This window comes from Sphingomonas sp. (assembly GCF_035714405.1).
Classification (GTDB): Bacteria; Pseudomonadota; Alphaproteobacteria; order Sphingomonadales; family Sphingomonadaceae; genus Sphingomonas.
In genome coordinates this window covers 619,194-637,363 of sequence record NZ_DASTMA010000018.1, presented here as the reverse complement: position 1 = coordinate 637,363, position 18,170 = coordinate 619,194, and the positions used below count along the sequence as shown (strand labels likewise).

Here is an 18,170-nt window from a genome sequence, read left to right as displayed (position 1 = left end):
CCTGAGACCAAGCCACGCTTAGCTCCGATAATCCGCATTGATGCTGATGTACCCGTGCGTCAGGTCGCAGGTCCACACCGTCGCGCGCCCCTCGCCCAGCCCAAGATCGACGCCGATCTCGACCTCCTGTCCCTTCAGGTGGGCGGCGACCGGGGCTTCGTCATAGCTCTCCACCGCCAACCCGTCGCGCGCCACCTGGGTGTTGCCGAAGCGGATCGCGAGCTGGTCGCGCTCGGCGGGCTCGCCGGCCTTGCCCACCGCCATGACGACGCGGCCCCAGTTGGCGTCCTCGCCGGCGATCGCCGTCTTGACCAGCGGCGAGTTGGCGATGCTCATCGCGATCCGGTGCGCGGAGCGGTCGCTCTCCGCGCCGGAGACCTGCACCTCGATCAGCTTGGTCGCGCCTTCGCCGTCGCGCGCCACCAGCAGCGCCAGCTGCCGGCACAGGTCGGCGAGCGCGCTGCGGAAAGCATCGGCGCCGGGACTGTCGTCGTCGGCCAAGGGCTGATTACCCGCCGCGCCGGTCGCGAAGGCGAGCACGGTGTCGCTGGTCGACGTATCGCCGTCGACGGTGATGCACGAAAAGCTCGGCGCATTGGCGGCGGTCAGCGCGCGCTGGAGGAAGCCGGGTTCGACTGCGGCATCGGTGAAGATGAAGCCCAGCATCGTCGCCATGTCCGGCGCGATCATGCCCGAGCCCTTGATGATGCCGACCAAGGTGACGGTGCGGCCATCGACAACGGCGGTCGTGATCGCGCCCTTTGGGAAGGTGTCGGTGGTGCCGATCGTCTCGGTCGCAGCCCGCCAGTCGCACGGGGCGGCGTTGAACGCCGAGTCCAGCCCGGCTTCCGCCTTGTCGATCGGCAGTGGCACCCCGATCACCCCGGTGGAGGCGACGAACACGTCCGAGGGCTGGCAACCGAGATGCTGCGCCGCCCGCGCGGCGATGGCTTCCACGGCGGCGCGTCCGCGATGGCCGGTGAAGGCGTTGGAGTTTCCGGCATTGACCACCAGCGCGCGGGCGTGGCCGAGGGTCAGCGCCTTGCGACACCATTCCACCTCGGGCGAGGGGCAGCGGCTCTGCGTCAGCACGCCGGCCACCGTCGTGCCCGGCGCCAGCTCGGCGAAGGTGAGGTCGCAGCGATCCCAGGTCTTGTACCGCGCGCGGGCGACGCGGAGGGCTACACCCGCGACCGGCGGCATCTCGGGGAAGGGCAGCGCCAGCGGCGACACGGGGTTGACGTTCATCGGCCGAAGACGCTGCCCGGCAGCCAACGCGGCCGGTCATGTGCGTTCGCGATCTCGCGGGTCAGCGCCGTCACATAGTCGTCGAGGCGGATCGCGTCCTCCTTTTGGATGCCGGGTTGATCGAGGTCATCGCTCGGCGCGTGATAACGGGTCGCGCGCCAGCCGGTCTCGATCTTCGCTTCTAGCGTGTCCTTGGCAAAGCCGAACTTGAAGGCCAACGCCGGTACGCCATTGCGGACGAAGCTGTACTGGTCGGAGCGGATGAAGCTGTTGCGGTCGGGAAAGGGATCGGGGACGAGGGGCAGCCCCATCCGCTCGCCCACCTGCCGCGCAACCGTACCCAAACTGCTCTCCTCTGCGCCCAGCGCGATAATCGAGCGCAGCGGAAACAGCGGCAGCGCCATGTCGAAGTTCAGGTTGGCGACGACCGATCGTTTCGCGACGGTGGGTGCGCTGGCGAAAGCACCCGAGCCGAGCAGGCCGCCTTCCTCGCCGGTGACCAGCACGATCAGCACCGAGCGGCGAGGGGCGACCCCCGCCTTCAGTCGCGCCGCGACGTCGAGCAGCGTGGCGACACCGGCGGCATTGTCGAGCGTACCATTGTAGATGCGGTCGCCGTTGATCGGCGCGCCCATGCCGAGATGATCGAGGTGCGCGGTCAGCACTACATGCTCGGCCTTCCGCCGTGCGTCTGATCCGTCGATCCGACCGATGACATTGGGCGAGGTGATGCGGCGGCGGGAGGTGGCAAGGGTCGCGGAGAGGCGTGCCGACAGCGCGAAGCGGGGGATGGGGCGAGATGCGTCCGAAAGCGCTGCCAGCTCGGCGAAGCTGTAGCCAGAACCCTCGAACAGCAATTCGCTGCGTGAAGGGTCGAAGCTGGCGCCAAAGAAATTGTCCGGCATCGTCCGCAGCCGCTTGTCGGCCAGATAGCGGCCGGGCGACCCAGTGCCGAGCTTCTGTCGCGCCCACGGGATCTCGACCTGCTTGGGGGGCGTAAGGGTGATGAGGCCGAGCGCACCACGCTCGCCGAGCAGCCGCACGCGCTCGAGTCGGTTCGCCGCCTTGGCGGCGCCGGGCAGGGTCGCGGGCCCGCCGGCGATCGTCACCACGATCTTGCCCTTCAGGTCCAGCCCGGCAAAGTCGTCATGCCCCAATCGCGGCAGGTGCAGTCCGTAGCCTGCAAACACCAGCGGCGCGGCAGTGCGGCCGGCGCGCGGGGCGCCCCCCGCGACGAGCAGTAGGTCCGAACCGATCGCGAGCGCCGTCGTGCGGCCGCCCGCCTCGAGCGACGCGGATGACATTGCGGCGTCGATCCGCTGCTCCTCAATCGCGACCTCCTGACGAAAGCTGCCCTTGTCGCCCGCCGGGGTCAGGCCGAGCGCGCGCAGCCGCCCCTCGACATAGACGACTGCCCGCTCATGCCCGGCGGTGCCTGCGGCGCGGCCATCCATCTCGTCGCCCGACAGCATGGTGACATCCTGCCACCAGCGGTCGACCCGCTCGGGGACGGCCGACTGGGCCAGGGCGGTACCGCCGAGCATCAGGGCGAGGATGAGGGGCAAAGAGCGCATGGCCGCTTCGTGGCACGGTGCGCACCGCCAGTGCAACCGGTCCGCGCTGGACGCTGCGGGCACCGATGCCTATGTTGGAGGGGCTGTGAACCTGCTGTTGCTCCTGACTGCTCTCCTGTCCGCGCTGACCGGCGCAGGCGGGGGCGCGCGCGCGACGCTGCCGTCGGTCACGGTGAGCCGGGTTGCGGAGGCAACGGTGGCGGCACGGACCGAGCCGGCACGGGTCGCCGCCCGCCCGCTGGCGGCCTTGCCTCGCCTGATCGCGTCGGCGCAGTTTGCGCGCGCGCCGGTTTGGCGGCTGGCCGCGCCGGTCGCGCTGTATCTGAGCCGCCGCCGCGAATAGCGGCCGCGCGCTTCTCCCGTCACCCTAGTTCCCGCGCCGCGCCCACGCGCCGCGCCTTCTCGTCATATCAGGAATACGCCCATGCTCGGCGGCTTTGCCAAATCGCTGTTCGGTTCGTCCAACGACCGGTACGTCAAGTCCCTCAATCCGTTGCTCGCCAAGATCGCGAACTTCGAGCCGTCGCTGCAGGCGATGTCGGACGAGGAGCTCTCCGGCCAGACGCAGCGTTTCCGTGATCGCCTGGCCGACGGCGCCAAGCTCGACGAGCTGCTGCCGGAGGCGTTCGCCACCGTCCGCGAGGCGGCGAGCCGGGTGCTCGGCCAGCGTCACTACGACGTGCAGATGGTGGGCGGCATCGTCCTTCACCGTGGCGAGATCGCCGAGATGCGCACCGGCGAGGGCAAGACGCTGGTGGCGACGCTGGCGGTCTATCTCAACGCGCTGCCGGGCGAGGGCGTCCACGTCATCACCGTCAACGACTATCTGGCGGAACGCGACGCCAACTGGATGGGGCAGGTCTACCGCTTCCTGGGCCTGAGCGTCGGGGTCATCATCCCCAATTTGACCGACGAGCAGCGCCGCGACGCGTACAACTCGGACATCACCTATGGCACGAACAACGAGTTCGGCTTCGACTATCTGCGCGACAACATGAAGTACGACCGCGCGTCGATGGTGCAGCGCCCGTTCGCGATGGCGATCGTTGACGAGGTCGATTCGGTGCTGATCGACGAGGCGCGCACGCCGCTGATCATCTCCGGCCCGACCGACGACAAGTCCGAATTGTACATGCAGGTTGACGCGGTCGTGAAGCAGCTCGACCCGGCGGACTATGAGAAGGACGAGAAGCAGAAGTCGATCATCCTGACCGAGGACGGGACCGAGAAGACCGAGCGGATGCTGGAGGCGGCGGGGCTGCTCCAGGGCGAGAATCTGTACGATTTCGAGAATACGCAGGTGGTCCACCACCTCAACCAGGCGCTGCGCGCCAACGTCATGTTCAAGCTCGATACCGACTATATCGTCAAGGACGGCAAGGTCATCATCATCGACGAATTCACCGGCCGGATGATGGACGGCCGGCGCTGGTCGGACGGGCTGCACCAGGCGGTGGAGGCAAAGGAGGGCGTCGAGATCGAGCCCGAGAACCAGACCATGGCCTCGATCACCTTCCAGAATTACTTCCGCATGTACCCTAAGCTGGCGGGGATGACCGGAACGGCCTCGACCGAAGCGGCCGAGTTCTTCGACATCTACAAGATGAACGTGGTCTCGATCCCCACCAATGTGCCGGTTCAGCGCGTCGACGAGGAAGACGAGTTCTTCAAGGACACCAAGGACAAGTTCGCGGCGATCGCCAAGAAGATCAAGCTCCACGCCGAGCAGGGTCAGCCGGTGCTGGTCGGCACCGTCTCGATCGAGAAATCCGAGCTATTGAGCGAGTTCCTGACGCAGGAGGCGGTCCCCCACTCGGTCCTGAACGCGCGCCAGCATGAGCGCGAGGCGCACATCGTCGCCCAAGCCGGGCGCAAGGGCGTGGTGACGATCGCCACCAACATGGCGGGCCGCGGCACCGACATTCAGCTCGGCGGCAACCTGGAGTTCCGGATCAATGACGAGCTGACGCACCTCGCCGACGGACCCGAGCGCGACGCGGCGATCGAGCGGATGCGCGAGGAGATCGCCGAGGAGAAAGCGGCGGTGCTCGCGGCCGGCGGCCTGTTCGTGCTCGGCACGGAACGCCACGAAAGCCGGCGGATCGACAACCAGCTACGGGGCCGTTCGGGGCGTCAGGGCGATCCCGGGCTGAGCCGTTTTTACCTGTCGCTTGACGACGACCTGCTGCGCATCTTCGGCCCCGACACGCTGTTCGCCAAGATGATGCGCAACAACATCGACGATGGCGAGGCGATCGGCAGCAAGTGGCTGTCCAAGGCGATCGAGACCGCGCAGAAGAAGGTCGAGGCGCGCAACTACGACATCCGCAAACAGGTGGTCGAATATGACGACGTCATGAACGACCAGCGCAAGGTCATCTACGAACAGCGCAGCGACATCATGGATGCCGAAGCGGTCGGCGACGTGGTGGTCGACATGCGCCACGAGACGGTCAACGTCATCGTCGGCGAGGCGTGCCCGCCCAATTCTTATCCAGAGCAATGGGACGTGGCGGGGATGAAGGAGCGGGTCGCGAGCGTGCTCGCGGTCGAGCCGCCGATCGACGACTGGATGACCGAAGAGGCGATCGATCCGGAAGTGGTCGAGGAGCGGATCCGCACCGCCGCCGACGAAGCGATCGACGCCAAGTCGAGCGCGCTCGATCCCGAGACGTGGACGCAGGTGGAGAAATCGATCCTGCTCCAAAACCTCGACCATCATTGGAAAGAGCATCTGGCGACGCTCGACGCGCTGCGCCAGGTGGTTCATCTGCGCGCCTATGCGCAGAAGACGCCGATCAACGAGTACAAGCAGGAGGCGTTCGCGCTATTCCAGCGGATGCTGGACAGCATCCGCGAGGATGTGACGCGGACCGTCGCGCACGCGCAGTTCCAGATGCAGGCGGCCCCGAGCCTCCCCGATCTCCCGGACTTCATCACCACCCACTTCGACCCGTTCACGGGCGAGGACGACAGCCGCGACTATGATGCAGGTGCCGCCGGGCTGATCCAGACGCAGCTGCCGCCGCTCCAGTCGGTTCGCCCTGACATGCCCGACCTGGGTGAAAACCCGGAGCATTGGGAAGGCCAAGTCAGCCGCAACGCGCCATGCCCTTGCGGCTCGGGGCGCAAGTACAAGCATTGCCACGGCAGCGTCACCGCGCAGGTGGAGTGACGCACGGCCTCGGCTGGATCTAGCCACCCCCGCTCTCCGATCCACCTCCGCGAAGGCGGGGGTCGACTTGCACCACTCTCGACGTTGGATGTTTGACAGACCGGTGCCCGAGCGCGGGTCGACAAAGAAAAGGCGGAGGTAGCTTGCGCTACCCCCGCCCATTCTCTTGCGGATGCCGGTGACCTAGCGCCGCTGGCCGGGCAGCACCACCGTCGGCCCGATCCGGTCGACGACCTCGCGGGCGTTGAAGGCGCGCAGGTTGTCGCGCGGGATCGGCCCGCGCCCGACGACGATCTCCGCGGTCGCCTCGTAACGCTGCACCGTCTGAATATCGAAGTCGTTGAAGGCGCCGAAGCCGCCGCCATACCACGGGCTCCAGCCGAAGCCGCGACCATAGCCGAAGCCGCCACCATAATAGCGCCAGGACGGACCCCAATAGCCGCCGAAGCCGCCATAGCCGAAGCCCGAGTTGAAGCCCGGCGTGGCATAGGTGCGCGACTGCGTATCAGTATCGCGATTGACCATGACGAAATAATCGCCGCCATTCTGCAGCGTCAGCTCGGCCGCGCGGAACAGCAGGTACCGCTCAACCGTGTCACGCGGGGTCGAGCTGTTGCCGGCGAAGGTCACCAAGAAGCGGTTCTGCTCCACCTGACGGTCGCTGAAACCGGTACGGCTGAACCCCTGGCCCGTCGCCGGGCGATAGGTGGTCTCGGACACACAGGCACCGAGCAGCAGCGCGGCGCTAGCGGCGGAGGCGAGCATAAGCTTGCGCCCGAAGGATTTGTGCATGGGATGGTCTCCAAGTCGCGGCCGGATGCCGCGAATGTTGTCGGCAATACCGTCTGGATATGGAACGTGCGATGAACGGTTTTGTATCCGCGACGGAAAACCATCGTGAATACAACAGCTTCGATGATCCCACTCGCGCGACCACGCGGTGCCACCGTGCTTCAAACAACTGAACCAGTCGCAGCGCGGACCGCGTCGGCTGAGCGATCCACGGCCCACGCCTCGCAGGTCGGGCAAAAAAGCCGCTGTCCTACACAATAGGTCCGTGTCACCAGGAACAGGTCAGGAGCTCTTACATGGATAGGGCGCATTCGGCCCTCAATTTCCCCTCAACTTCCACGCCAATCACGACCTGAAATCCGGGCGAGGAATAGCGGGAGCGTGGGTGCCGGTCACCTGCCTCAGCGGCGATCCGGTGCTGTTCCGCGAATGGCTCCCTGAGTTGGATTCGAACCAACGACCAAGTGATTAACAGTCACCTACTCTACCGCTGAGCTATCAGGGACCGTTCGCGTAAGCGGCGTCTATACCCCGGCTCTGCAAGGATTCAAGCCCTCAGGCCGCGAACTGCTCCATCGTGATCCGGTCGTCCAACGCATGTTCGGGGTCGAACAGGAGGGTCAGCTCCCGCGCTCGGTCCATCGAGATGGCGACGCTCGCCACGTCGCGGACCTCGCGCTGGTCGGCGACGGCCGAGACGGGCCGCTTGGCCGGCTCGAGCACGCGCAGGCCGATGCGGGTCTTGTCGGGCAGGATCGCGCCCCGCCAGCGGCGCGGACGGAAGGGGCTGATCGGGGTCAGCGCGATCAGCGCGGATCCCAGCGGCAGGATCGGGCCCTGCGCCGACAGGTTGTACGCCGTCGAGCCGGCAGGGGTCGCGGCGAGGATGCCGTCGCAGGCGAGTTCGGGCAGGACGATGCGGTCGTTGACCGTCACCTCCAACTTCGCGGTCTGGCGGGTCTCGCGCAGCAGCGATACCTCGTTGATCGCAGGGAGCGTGTGGACGCGGCCGTCCACGCCCGTCGCCGTCATTTCTAGCGGCGTGACCTTGAATGATTTCGCGCGCGCGAGCCGCCCGTCGAGCCCGTGTGGACGCCATTCGTTCATCAGGAACCCGACCGTGCCCAGGTTCATCCCGAACACCGGCACCGCGAGCTGCCGGCGTGCGAGCATCTGGTGCAGCGTCTGGAGCATGAAGCCGTCGCCGCCCAAGGCGATCACCACGTCGGCATCGCCCACCGGCACCCAATCGGCACTGTCCGCCAGCGCCGCCGCGGCCTCGCGGGCCGGCGGAGTGGGCGAGGCGACCAGCGCCCGCCGCAGGAACTCGGTCATCCGCCGGTGACGCTCATGTGCCGCGCGACCGCGGGTACGGAAAGGTCGAAGGCGTGGCGCTTTGGCTTGATCCGCAACGCCTCGTCGATCGCTGCGTCCAAGGCCGCGATGCCGCCGGACCTCAGCGCGGTTTTCAGATCGACCTGATCGTCATGCCCCAGGCACGCGTACAGCTTGCCCTCGGTGGTCAGTCGCACACGGTTGCAGCCGTCGCAGAAGTTCGCGGTGAGGGGAGAGATCAGGCCGAGCAGCGTGTCCGTCCCCTTCACCCGCCAATACCGCGCCGGGCCGCCGGTTCGATGCCCGTCGCGGATCAGATCGAAGCGGGCCGAAAGCGTTTCGAACACTCGCGTCAGCGGCACGAAGCGATCGGTCCGGTCTTCGTCGATCGCGCCGAGCGGCATCGTTTCGATCAGCGACAGGTCGTGACCCTGGTCAATGCACCAGGCGAGGATCGCCGGCAGCTCGTCCTCGTTAAGCCCCGCCAAGGCGACGGTGTTGATCTTGACCCGCAGCCCGGCCGCCTTCGCGGCAACGACGCCGGCGAGCACCTGGGCCAGGTCACCGTGACGGGTAATGTAGCGGAATCGCTCGGGATCGAGCGTGTCGAGGCTGACATTGACGCGCCTGATCCCGGCGGCGGCCAGTGCCCGCGCATGGTCGGCAAGCCGGGTGCCGTTGGTCGTCATCGTCAGCTCGTCGAGCCCGGCCCCGACATGCCGGCCCAACCGGCGGACCAGCTCGCCGACATCGCGACGCACCAGCGGCTCGCCGCCCGACAGCCTGATCTTGGTGACGCCGCGCGCGATGAAGCGTTCGGCGATGACCGCGATCTCCTCCAGCTGCAGCAGCGCCGAACGCGGCAGAAAGGTCATCGCCTCCGCCATGCAATAGCGGCAGCGCAGATCGCAACGATCGGTCACGGAGATGCGCAAATAGCGGATGGCGCGCCCGTGCGCGTCGAGCAGCGACGGCTCTGTGGGCGCAACGAGCATCGATCAGACGTAGGCCCGGCGCGGCACAGCGACAACCCCCATGCACCATTGGCGGCGGCAGGTGCGACGGCTACGCTTGCGCGATGGTGGGTGAGGGCAAGCGCGAGCGTCGGCGGGTGCCGGGGGGCTGGGTGCTGGGAGCGGCGACCGCACCCGTGCGCGAGTGGCTGGGCGAGCAACGCAGCGCCGGGCAGCCCGCTTCGATCATCCTGATCGGCTTGCGCCGGCTCGATCTGCTCAACGCAGCCCACGGCCGCGGGGTCGGGGATGCCGTGGTCAAGGTAGCGCATGGCCGTCTTGCGGACCTTGCCGGTACGGTGGGGGTCACTCGGCTCGGCAGCGGGCGCTTCGCCATCGCCAGCGCGATGGCCGAGGACGAAGCGTTAGCACTCGCCGGTGAAATCGCGGAGATCCTTGCCCAGCCACTTGCACCGGGCGTGCTGGTCGGGGCGCGGATCGGCTTGGCGGTCCACGCAGCGGACGAAGAGCCCAGCGCCGCGCTGGTGCGTGCGGGCGAGGCGCTGGCCGAGGCTCAGGAAGGTGCGCCCCTGCTCGCGCGGCGAAGCGAGGCTTCCTCGCTCGATGCGCTGGCGATCGACCTGCATCACGCGATCGCACGCGGGGAGATCGACATCCTGTTCCAGCCACAGGTCGATATCGCCGAGGCGCGGATCGTCGGCGTCGAGGCGCTGGCGCGATGGCGGCATCCCCGGCGTGGTCCGCTGGGGGCGGAGGCGCTGTTCGCGGCCGCGAGGCGGGCCGATCTGGGTCTGCCGCTGTCCGAGCACATTCAGACCTTGGCCCTGGGACAGGCGACGAAGTGGCCCCACGCGCTGACCCATCTGCGGCTGTCGATCAACATAACGGCAGGCGATGTGATGCGCCCGGGTTTCGCATCGGCTTTGCTGGCGCGCATCGACGCGAGCGGGTTCGCGCCGACGCGGCTGACGCTCGAGCTCACCGAAACCGGGCCTCTCGCGAACCCGGCGATGGCGGCGAAGGCGCTGGGGACGCTCAGGGCCGCAGAATGCCGGATCGCGATCGACGATTTCGGGGCGGGCTATTCCAGCCTCGCCTACATCAAGGCGCTGCCGCTGGACTACCTCAAGCTCGACAAGGCGCTGATTGAGGGAGTGCACGCAGGCTCGCGCGACGCCGCGTTGCTGGCCGCGACCGCCGCAATGGGTAGCGCGATGGCGCTGACCGTCATCGCCGAAGGGGTGGAAACCGACGAGCAGTTACGGATGCTCGCCGATGCGGGCTGTGCCCAGTACCAGGGCTATCTGTGCGCGCCGCCGGTGGACACCGCCCACCTGCTGGGGTTGGTCGGGCGCGCTTGAAACATGGCCGCAAGCACGCCGCACCAGGCGGCCTCGGTCACCCCGCCGTCTTCGCCAGCCCCTTCGCCAATTGCAGCGCCCCGTGCAGCCGGGCCTTCGCATCAGGCCAGGCGCGGGACAGCACGAACTTCGCGTCCGGCCTGATCTTTGCGATGGCCCCAAGCCGTTCGGTATAGGCGAGCAGCGCGTCGATATTGGCGGGCTTGTTGTCGTGGAACGTCACGACCACGCCCTTCGCACCCACGTCCATCTTGCTGACCCGCGCCCGCTTGGCATGGAGCTTGATGTCGATGATGCGAATCAGGTTGTCGGTCGCGTCAGGCAAGGGGCCGAAGCGGTCGATCAGCTCGGCCGCGAACGCCTCGACGTCGCGGCTCTGGTCGAGATCGTTGAGGCGGCGATACAAGCCCATGCGCAGATCGAGATCAGGGACATACTCCTCCGGGATCAGGATGGGGGCATCGACCGTGATCTGCGGGGAGAAGTCGGTCGGACGGCGGGCCATACCGCCGGCCTTGGCGTCCATGATCGCCTCCTCCAGCATCGACTGGTAGAGTTCGAAGCCGACCTCCTTGATATGCCCCGACTGCTCGTCGCCGAGCAGATTTCCGGCACCGCGGATGTCCAGATCGTGGCTGGCGAGTTGGAAGCCGGCGCCGAGCGAATCGAGATCGGAAAGGACCTTCAGCCGCTTTTCCGCGGTGCTGGTCATGTGCCGCTCGGGCGGCGTGACCATGTAGGCATACGCGCGGGTCTTGGAGCGGCCGACGCGACCGCGTAGCTGATACAATTGGGCGAGGCCGAAGCGATCGGCGCGGTGGACGATCATCGTATTGGCGGACGGGATGTCGAGCCCGCTCTCGACGATGGTGGTGGACACCAGCACCTCGAACTTGCGGTCGTAGAAGGCGCTCATCCGCTCCTCGACCTCGGTCGGGCTCATCTGGCCGTGCGCGATGACGTAGCGAATTTCGGGCACTTCGCTGCGCAGGAACTCCTCGATGTCGGGCAGGTCGGCGATGCGCGGGGTGACGAAGAAGCTCTGGCCGCCGCGATAATGCTCGCGCAGCAGCGCCTCGCGCAGCACCACCGGGTCCCAAGGCATGATGTAGGTGCGCACCGCCAGCCGATCGACTGGCGGGGTCTGGATCACCGACAGCTCGCGGATGCCGCTCATCGCCATCTGCAGCGTGCGCGGGATCGGCGTCGCAGTGAGCGTCAGCATGTGGACGTCGGCGCGCAGGGTCTTCAGCCGCTCCTTGTGCGTGACGCCGAACCGCTGCTCCTCGTCGACCACGACGAGGCCGAGGCGTTTGAAGTCGATGTTCTTGGCGAGGATCGCGTGGGTGCCGACCACCACGTCAATGGTGCCCTCCGCCAGGCGCTCCTTGGTCGCCTTCGCCTCGCCAGCGGTGACGAGGCGGGAGAGACGGCCGATCTCGATGGGGAAGCCTTCGAACCGGGCCTTGAAGTTGTTGTAATGCTGGCGCGCGAGCAGCGTGGTGGGACAGACCACCGCGACCTGCTTGCCGCCCATCGCAGCGACGAAGGCGGCGCGGAGCGCGATCTCGGTCTTGCCGAAGCCGACATCGCCGACGACGAGGCGATCCATCGGCTTGCCCGCGCCCAGATCCGCCAGCACGTCGCCGATCGCGCGATCCTGGTCCTCCGTTTCCTCATAAGGGAAGCGATCGACGAAGCTGTTGTAGCCGCTGTCGTCGGGCTCAAGCACGTCGCCGGGGTGGAGCGCGCGTTCGGCGGCGACTGCGATCAGCTCGCCCGCGATCTCGCGGATGCGCTCCTTCATCTTCGACTTGCGCCGCTGCCAGGCCTCGCCGCCGAGACGGTCGAGTGCCGCGCTGTCCTCGCCCGAGCCGTAGCGGGACAGCACTTCCAGGTTTTCGACCGGGACGTACAACTTGTCGCCGCCCGCATAGGACAGCGCCACGCAGTCGTGCGGACTCTGGCCGACGGGGATCGAGGTCAGCCCCTCGTAGCGGCCGATGCCGTGGTCGGCATGGACGACGAGGTCGCCGGGCGAGAGCGTCGCCAGCTCGGCGAGGAATGCGTCGGCCGACTTGCGACGCTTCTGCCGCCGGATCAGCCGGTCGCCCAGCATGTCCTGCTCGGTCAGCACGGCGACGCTCGCGCCGGTGTAGCCATGCTCCAGCCCGAGCACGACCAGCGCGGTGCCCGGCGCGCCGAGCGCCTGCTGCCAGGTCTCGACCGCGCGCGCGTCGGTGAGGCCATGATCCTTGAGCAGCCCGGCGAGCCGCTCGCGAGCGCCTGCGGAGTAGCTGGCGAGGATCGGCTTCTTGCCGTCCCGGCGCAGCTTGGCGACGTGGCCGGCGACCGCCTCGTAGATGTTGGCGCCGCTGCCGCGCTCCCGCGCGAAGTCGCGCGGGCCGTCGACGCCCATGTCGATGACGGTGGTGCTTTCGGGCTCGTGAAACGGTGTGGTCAGATGCGTACGCGCTGTCTCCAGGGCCGTGGCCCATTCCTCGGCGGGCAAATAAAGCGCCTTGCCGGGCAGCGGCCGATAGCTGCCGGGTTGCGCCGCCTCTGCGCGCTTGCGGTTCTCGTAATAGTCGGCGATCGCCTCGAACCGGCCCTCCGCGGCGGCGGGGACGCCGGCGTCGCGGACCATCACGCCCTCGCCCAGGTGATCGAACAGGGTGGCCAACTTCTCCTCGAACAGCGGCAGCCAGTGCTCCATCCCGGCGAGGCGGCGGCCGTCGCTGACCGCCTGATAGAGCGGGTCGCCGGTCGCGGTTGCGCCGAAGGTCTCGCGGTAGCGGCCACGGAAGCGCTTCACCGACTCCTCATCGAGCAGCGCCTCCGACGCGGGCAGCAGCGTGAAGCGGTCGACCCGGCCGGTGGTGCGCTGGTCGGAGGCGTCGAAGGTGCGTACCGTCTCGATCTCGTCACCGAAGAAGTCGAGGCGGTAGGCCTGCTCCTCGCCCGACGGGAACAGATCGACGATGCCGCCCCGGACCGCATATTCGCCGTGATCGTGCACAGTGTCGGTGCGGACATAGCCGTTGGCCTGGAGCAGGGTCGCCAGCCTCTCGCGGCTGATCCGCTCGCACGGGGCCAGCGTCGCGACGAGCTGGCGGATGCGAAACGGGGTCAGCACGCGTTGGGTGGCGGCGTTGGCGGTGGTAAGGACGAGCTGCGGCCTGTCGCGCTTGCCCTGCAGCCGGTGCAACGTCGCGATCCGCTCGGCCATGACGCGCAGGGAAGGCGAGGCGCGGTCGTAGGGCAGGCAGTCCCAGGCGGGGAAGGTCAGCACCTCCAGTTCAGGCGCGAAGAACGGCGCGGTGGCGGCGATCGCGCGCATCGCGGCATCGTCGGGCGCGATAAAGACCGCGCGCGTCGGCGCTGCCCGGGCGAGGTCGGCGAGCAGCGACGGCAGGAACCCGGTCGGTGCGCCCGCCAGCGTCAGAGGCTGCTTGGCGGCGAGAATGGTCTGAAGGTCGGGCATCTTGGCACTTCCGCTCCCCTCCCGCTTGCGGGAGGGGCTGGGGGAGGGAATGTCGAGCGAATGTCGGGCAGGGCGACAAGCCCTCTCCCGACCCCTCGCGCAAGCGGGAGGGGAAGTTCAGGGCAGGGGCACGAAGTCCATCGCGCGCATCCGCTGCATCGCGGCGCCCTCCCATCGCTCGGGACAGGGCAGCGTTCCCAATGCCCAGGCCATGATGTCGACGTCCTGCTCCTCCAGCAGCGTCTCGAACCAGGCAAGCTCCGCTTCGTCCCAGCCGGTCGCGTGCGCGTCGAAGAAGCCGCCGATCATCAGGTCGGCCTCGCGCGTACCGCGATGCCATGCGCGATAGCGCAGGCGCTTGAGGCGGGTCTCTCGATCCATAAGGCTCCAACGGCAAATGGCCGACGGGCTTTGAGCGCGTCGGCTGAACGGGGTAGAGGCCAGATAGTCATGCGGCCCGATATCCTCAATCCATTGTTCGCGGAGGCGACCGTCCTGTCCGGTGTCGGGCCGGCAGTCGCCAAGGCCCTCGAGCGGTTGCGGCTGACGCGCGTGGTGGATGTCGCCTTCCACCTGCCCACCGGATGGGTGGACCGGTTGCCGCGCGAGGAACTGATGCACACCGATGTCGGCCGCACGATCGCGATCGTGCTGACGCCGCGCGAGTACCGGGTCGGTCGGTCGCCCAAGGGGCCCACGCGGGTGCAGGCGACCGACCGGCTCGGCAACTATGTCAGCCTGACCTACTTCGGCGGCAGTTCCGGCTATGTGAAGAAGCTGCTGCCGCTGGGCGACGCGAAGCAGGTGTCGGGGCGGCTGGATCAGTACGGCCAGGAATTACAGATCATCCATCCCGAGTTGGCGGAGACGGGCGAGTCGCTGCGCGCACGCGAGGCGATCTACCCGCTCACGGAAGGCATGACCCACCGGCGTCTCGCCACGTTGGCCGATCAGGCGGTCGGCCGCGCGCCTATCTTGCCCGAATGGATCGACCGGAGTTTGAAGGAGCGACGCGACTGGCCCGACTGGCGCGAGGCGCTGGCGCGGGTCCATGCCGATCCGGCGGACGCGGTGGCGCGCGCGCGGCTCGGCTATGACGAGGTGTTTGCCAATCAGCTTGCCATGGCGCTGGTTCGGCAGTCGACCCGCGCGCGCAAGGGCCGCGCGCTGGCAGGCGACGGACGGCTGCGGGACATGCTCAAACTGCCCTATGCGCTGACCGGCGCGCAGGCGCGGACCGTGCGCGAGGTGGAGGGCGACCTGGCGCAGACCGCGCCGATGCTGCGACTGCTGCAAGGCGATGTCGGCTCCGGCAAGACGCTGGTCGCGGCAATGGCGCTGCTTATCGCGGTCGAGGCAGGCGCGCAGGGCGCGCTGCTGGCGCCGACCGAGATCCTCGCACGCCAGCATGGCGAGACGCTGAAGCGTACACTCGGCGGGCTGCCGGTCGAGATCGCGGTGTTGACCGGCCGCGACAAGGGACGCGCGCGAGAGGCGACGCTGATGGGTCTCGCGGACGGCTCGATCGACATTCTGGTCGGTACCCACGCGATCTTCCAGGAGGCGGTCGGGTATCGCGACCTGGGGCTGGTGGTGGTGGACGAGCAGCACCGCTTCGGCGTCGCCGAGCGGCTGTTGCTGCAGGCCAAGGGGAAGGCGCCGCATCTGCTGGCGATGACGGCGACGCCGATCCCGCGCACGCTGACGCTGGCGCAATATGGCGAGATGGACGTCAGTCGTCTCGACGAGATGCCACCAGGGCGCGAGCCGATCGAGACGCGCGTCGTGTCCGAGGAGCGGCTGGACGAAGTGGTCAACGCGCTCGGCCGGCATCTGTCCGAGGGTGGGCAGGCCTATTGGGTCTGCCCGCTGGTGGAGGAGAGCGAAAAGTCGGACCTCGCGGCGGCCGAGGCTCGTGCGGAGACACTGCGGCGGCGTTTCGGAGACCGCGTCGGGCTCGTCCACGGCCGCATGAATCCCGAGGAGAAAGACGCGGCGATGGCCGCCTTTTCGGCCAACCGAACTTCGGTGCTGGTGGCGACGACGGTGATCGAGGTCGGGGTGGACGTGCCCAACGCCCGGCTGATCGTGATCGAACATGCCGACCGCTTCGGTCTCGCACAGCTCCACCAGCTGCGTGGTCGGGTGGGGCGGGGCGGGGGCACCTCGATTTGCCTGCTGCTGCGAGGCAGCGCGCTCAGCGAGACATCACGCGCGCGGCTGGCGTTGATGCGCGAGACCAACGACGGCTTCCGCATCGCCGAAGAGGACTTGCGCCTGCGCGGCGGCGGCGAGTGGTTGGGGACACGACAATCCGGGGAAGCGAACTTTCGTCTGGCGCCGCCCGATCAACTCGCCGATCTGATTGCCTGCGCGCATGACGACGCCCGGCTGCTGATCGAGCGCGACGGTGGCCTGGAGGGGCGGCGCGGTGACGCGGCGCGGATCGCGTTGTACCTGTTCGAGCGGGACGCGGCGGTGCAGCTGCTCAGGGGCGGCTAACGCCGCAGCGCGCCGAGCAGCGTGTAGTAATCGGCCGGCTGCATCGGCTGGACGAACCGGCAGCCTATCCGGCCGCCCAGAGACCAGCGGACCTCCACCGGCAAGGCGCCGACGATCGGCAAGTCGATGCGAAGGCGGTCGCCCTGCTCGCAGGACGCCTCGCACCGGGCCATCAATCCGCCGACGGACGTGTTGACGATGACGATCGGCAGCAGGCGGCCGTCCGTATGCGCCGCACGCGTGCGGTGATGTACCGCGTCGCGCGCTTCGCTCCGCTCCTCCTGCACCCACCCTAACGCGCTGGCTGCCACTTGCCCCTACCCCTTGGTCGCCACCGGGCTAACCGCCAAAGCTTTGCCGGATGGCGAACGTAGAAGGTTACCTGATGGTTACACCCGCTTCAGCAGGGCGTGGCGCTTCTTGCCGAGGCTCACCTTCAGCGCGCCACCGTCCCCGAGCGACAAAGTTTGACCGTCGTGAGCCGGCACGTCGTTCACCTTGACCGCGCCCTCGCTCAGCTTGCGGCGCGCTTCGCCTTTGGACGCGGCAAGGCCGAGCAGCAGCAGCGCATCGACGATCGCGATACTGTCGACGTCGGCCGTATGGGTCGGCAGCGCGGCGCCCGTGCCGCCTTCCTCGAAGGTCCGCCGCGCGGTCTCGGCTGCCGCCAGCGCGGCGTCCTCACCACGGCACATCGCGGTCGCCTCGTTGGCGAGCACGACCTTTGCGGCATTGATCTCCGCGCCGCCCAACGCCTCCAGCCGCGCGATCTCGTCGAGCGGCACGTCGGTGAAGAGCCGGAGGAAGCGGCCGACATCGCGATCGTCGGTGTTCCGCCAGAACTGCCAGTAGTCGTAGGAGGAAAGCTGGTCTTCGTTGAGCCAGACAGCGCCGGCCATCGTCTTGCCCATCTTGCCGCCGTCGGCGGTGGTAATCAGCGGGGTGGTAACCCCAAAGACTTCGGTCGCGTCCATCCGTCGCGCCAACTCTATGCCGTTGACGATGTTGCCCCACTGATCCGAGCCGCCCAACTGCAGCCGGCACCCCGTGCGACGGGACAGCTCCAGAAAATCATAGGCCTGCAGGATCATGTAATTGAACTCGAGAAAGCTCAGCGACTGCTCCCGGTCGAGCCGCAGCTTGACCGAGTCGAAGCTGAGCATCCGGTTGACGGAGAAATGCTGGCCGACATCGCGCAGAAACGGGATGTATTCGAGCCGGTCGAGCCACTCGGCGTTGTCGAGCATCACGGCGTCGCTAGGGCCCTCGCCAAAGGTGAGGAACTGGGCGAACACCGTCTTCATGGACGCGATGTTGGCTGCAATCGTGTCGTCATTGGCCAGCTTGCGCGCCTCGTCCTTGAAGCTGGGGTCGCCGACCTTGCCGGTGCCGCCGCCCATCAGCACGATCGGCTTGTGCCCGGTCTGCTGCAGGCGGCGGAGCAGCATGATCTGCACCATGCTGCCGACGTGAAGCGACGGCGCGGTGGGGTCGAAACCGATGTAGGCGGGCACGACGTCGCGGCTGGCGAGCGCGTCGAGGCCGGCGGCATCGGTCAGCTGATGAAGATAGCCGCGCTCGTCGAGCAGGCGAAGGAGGTCGGACCGGTACGCCATTGCGAGTCTCTCCTCCTCCCGCTTGCGGGGAGGGGCTAGGAAGTGGATGTCGGGTCGGGGTTGGGTTTGGACATGCCCTCCCCCCGCCGCTCCCGCAAGCGGAAGGGAC

13 protein-coding genes and 1 tRNA gene are annotated in these 18,170 nt (G+C 67.8%); 4 read left to right on the top strand and 10 right to left on the bottom strand.

From position 1 onward, the window contains the following. Positions 1–18: 18 nt before the first annotated feature. Together argJ and VFQ64_RS09930 are read right to left on the bottom strand one after the other, a co-directional pair. Entirely contained in the window at positions 19–1,248 is a 1,230-nt protein-coding gene (argJ, locus tag VFQ64_RS09935) for a bifunctional glutamate N-acetyltransferase/amino-acid acetyltransferase ArgJ (RefSeq protein WP_325103124.1), read from the bottom strand. After that, a complete protein-coding gene (locus VFQ64_RS09930) occupies positions 1,245–2,822 on the bottom strand; it encodes a M28 family metallopeptidase (RefSeq protein ID WP_325103123.1) in 1,578 nt (525 codons plus the stop codon). The genes argJ and VFQ64_RS09930 overlap by 4 nt, the downstream gene beginning before the upstream one ends. Between VFQ64_RS09930 and VFQ64_RS09925 the strand changes: the two genes are divergently transcribed. Both VFQ64_RS09925 and secA read left to right on the top strand, forming a co-directional pair. Next, on the top strand, positions 2,821–3,165 hold the full coding sequence (locus VFQ64_RS09925) for a hypothetical protein (protein WP_325103122.1): 345 nt from the start codon (positions 2,821–2,823) through the stop codon (positions 3,163–3,165). The genes VFQ64_RS09930 and VFQ64_RS09925 overlap by 2 nt on opposite strands. 81 nt (positions 3,166–3,246) lie before the next feature. Continuing rightward, entirely contained in the window at positions 3,247–5,997 is a 2,751-nt protein-coding gene (gene secA / locus VFQ64_RS09920; protein ID WP_325103121.1) for a preprotein translocase subunit SecA, read from the top strand. Positions 5,998–6,180: 183 nt separating this feature from the next. On the opposite strand, the gene VFQ64_RS09915 is transcribed toward secA, so the two are convergent. The 4 genes from VFQ64_RS09915 to moaA all read right to left on the bottom strand — a co-directional run bounded on the left by VFQ64_RS09915 (position 6,181) and on the right by moaA (position 9,119). Next, complete coding sequence (locus tag VFQ64_RS09915) at positions 6,181–6,789, bottom strand: CC0125/CC1285 family lipoprotein (RefSeq protein ID WP_325103120.1); 609 nt, start codon at positions 6,787–6,789, stop codon at positions 6,181–6,183. Positions 6,790–7,219: 430 nt separating this feature from the next. Continuing rightward, positions 7,220–7,294, bottom strand: a tRNA-Asn gene (locus tag VFQ64_RS09910). 50 nt (positions 7,295–7,344) lie between these two features. Further along, complete coding sequence (locus VFQ64_RS09905; protein ID WP_325103119.1) at positions 7,345–8,124, bottom strand: NAD kinase; 780 nt, start codon at positions 8,122–8,124, stop codon at positions 7,345–7,347. Next, positions 8,121–9,119 carry a GTP 3',8-cyclase MoaA gene (moaA, locus tag VFQ64_RS09900; RefSeq protein ID WP_325103118.1) on the bottom strand — a complete coding sequence of 333 codons (999 nt, stop codon included), beginning with the start codon at positions 9,117–9,119 and terminating at the stop codon, positions 8,121–8,123. Before moaA ends, VFQ64_RS09905 begins: the two co-directional genes overlap by 4 nt. An 83-nt stretch (positions 9,120–9,202) precedes the next feature. Between moaA and VFQ64_RS09895 the strand changes: the two genes are divergently transcribed. Then, complete coding sequence (locus VFQ64_RS09895; RefSeq protein ID WP_325103117.1) at positions 9,203–10,459, top strand: GGDEF domain-containing phosphodiesterase; 1,257 nt, start codon at positions 9,203–9,205, stop codon at positions 10,457–10,459. 37 nt (positions 10,460–10,496) lie between these two features. Here VFQ64_RS09895 and mfd read toward each other — a convergent pair whose 3' ends face one another. Beyond that, the gene (gene mfd / locus VFQ64_RS09890; protein ID WP_325103116.1) at positions 10,497–13,943 is read right to left on the bottom strand and encodes a transcription-repair coupling factor; all 3,447 of its coding nucleotides are present in this window, start codon (positions 13,941–13,943) and stop codon (positions 10,497–10,499) included. A 117-nt stretch (positions 13,944–14,060) separates the two neighbouring features. After that, positions 14,061–14,324, bottom strand: coding sequence for a succinate dehydrogenase assembly factor 2 (locus tag VFQ64_RS09885; protein ID WP_325103115.1), 264 nt, complete (start codon positions 14,322–14,324; stop codon positions 14,061–14,063). Between the two features lie 69 nt (positions 14,325–14,393). Here VFQ64_RS09885 and recG point away from each other — a divergent pair, with 69 nt between their 5' ends. Continuing rightward, positions 14,394–16,445, top strand: coding sequence for an ATP-dependent DNA helicase RecG (gene recG / locus VFQ64_RS09880; protein ID WP_325103114.1), 2,052 nt, complete (start codon positions 14,394–14,396; stop codon positions 16,443–16,445). On the opposite strand, the gene VFQ64_RS09875 is transcribed toward recG, so the two are convergent. Beyond that, complete coding sequence (locus VFQ64_RS09875; RefSeq protein ID WP_325103113.1) at positions 16,442–16,756, bottom strand: PilZ domain-containing protein; 315 nt, start codon at positions 16,754–16,756, stop codon at positions 16,442–16,444. The two genes, recG and VFQ64_RS09875, sit on opposite strands and share 4 nt — an antisense overlap. Positions 16,757–16,834: 78 nt before the next feature. Beyond that, positions 16,835–18,061 carry a tyrosine--tRNA ligase gene (tyrS, locus tag VFQ64_RS09870; protein WP_325103112.1) on the bottom strand — a complete coding sequence of 409 codons (1,227 nt, stop codon included), beginning with the start codon at positions 18,059–18,061 and terminating at the stop codon, positions 16,835–16,837. Positions 18,062–18,170: the final 109 nt, after the last annotated feature.

Bases quoted from the DNA above. Each gene is read 5' to 3' on its own strand.
- argJ (WP_325103124.1), bottom strand. From the start codon at position 1,248: ATGAACGTCAACCCCGTGTCGCCGCTGGCGCTGCCCTTCCCCGAGATG.
- VFQ64_RS09925 (WP_325103122.1), top strand. From the start codon at position 2,821: ATGGCCGCTTCGTGGCACGGTGCGCACCGCCAGTGCAACCGGTCCGCG.
- VFQ64_RS09930 (WP_325103123.1), bottom strand. From the start codon at position 2,822: ATGCGCTCTTTGCCCCTCATCCTCGCCCTGATGCTCGGCGGTACCGCC.
- secA (WP_325103121.1), top strand. From the start codon at position 3,247: ATGCTCGGCGGCTTTGCCAAATCGCTGTTCGGTTCGTCCAACGACCGG.
- VFQ64_RS09915 (WP_325103120.1), bottom strand. From the start codon at position 6,789: ATGCACAAATCCTTCGGGCGCAAGCTTATGCTCGCCTCCGCCGCTAGC.
- VFQ64_RS09905 (WP_325103119.1), bottom strand. From the start codon at position 8,124: ATGACCGAGTTCCTGCGGCGGGCGCTGGTCGCCTCGCCCACTCCGCCG.
- moaA (WP_325103118.1), bottom strand. From the start codon at position 9,119: ATGCTCGTTGCGCCCACAGAGCCGTCGCTGCTCGACGCGCACGGGCGC.
- VFQ64_RS09895 (WP_325103117.1), top strand. From the start codon at position 9,203: ATGGTGGGTGAGGGCAAGCGCGAGCGTCGGCGGGTGCCGGGGGGCTGG.
- mfd (WP_325103116.1), bottom strand. From the start codon at position 13,943: ATGCCCGACCTTCAGACCATTCTCGCCGCCAAGCAGCCTCTGACGCTG.
- VFQ64_RS09885 (WP_325103115.1), bottom strand. From the start codon at position 14,324: ATGGATCGAGAGACCCGCCTCAAGCGCCTGCGCTATCGCGCATGGCAT.
- recG (WP_325103114.1), top strand. From the start codon at position 14,394: ATGCGGCCCGATATCCTCAATCCATTGTTCGCGGAGGCGACCGTCCTG.
- tyrS (WP_325103112.1), bottom strand. From the start codon at position 18,061: ATGGCGTACCGGTCCGACCTCCTTCGCCTGCTCGACGAGCGCGGCTAT.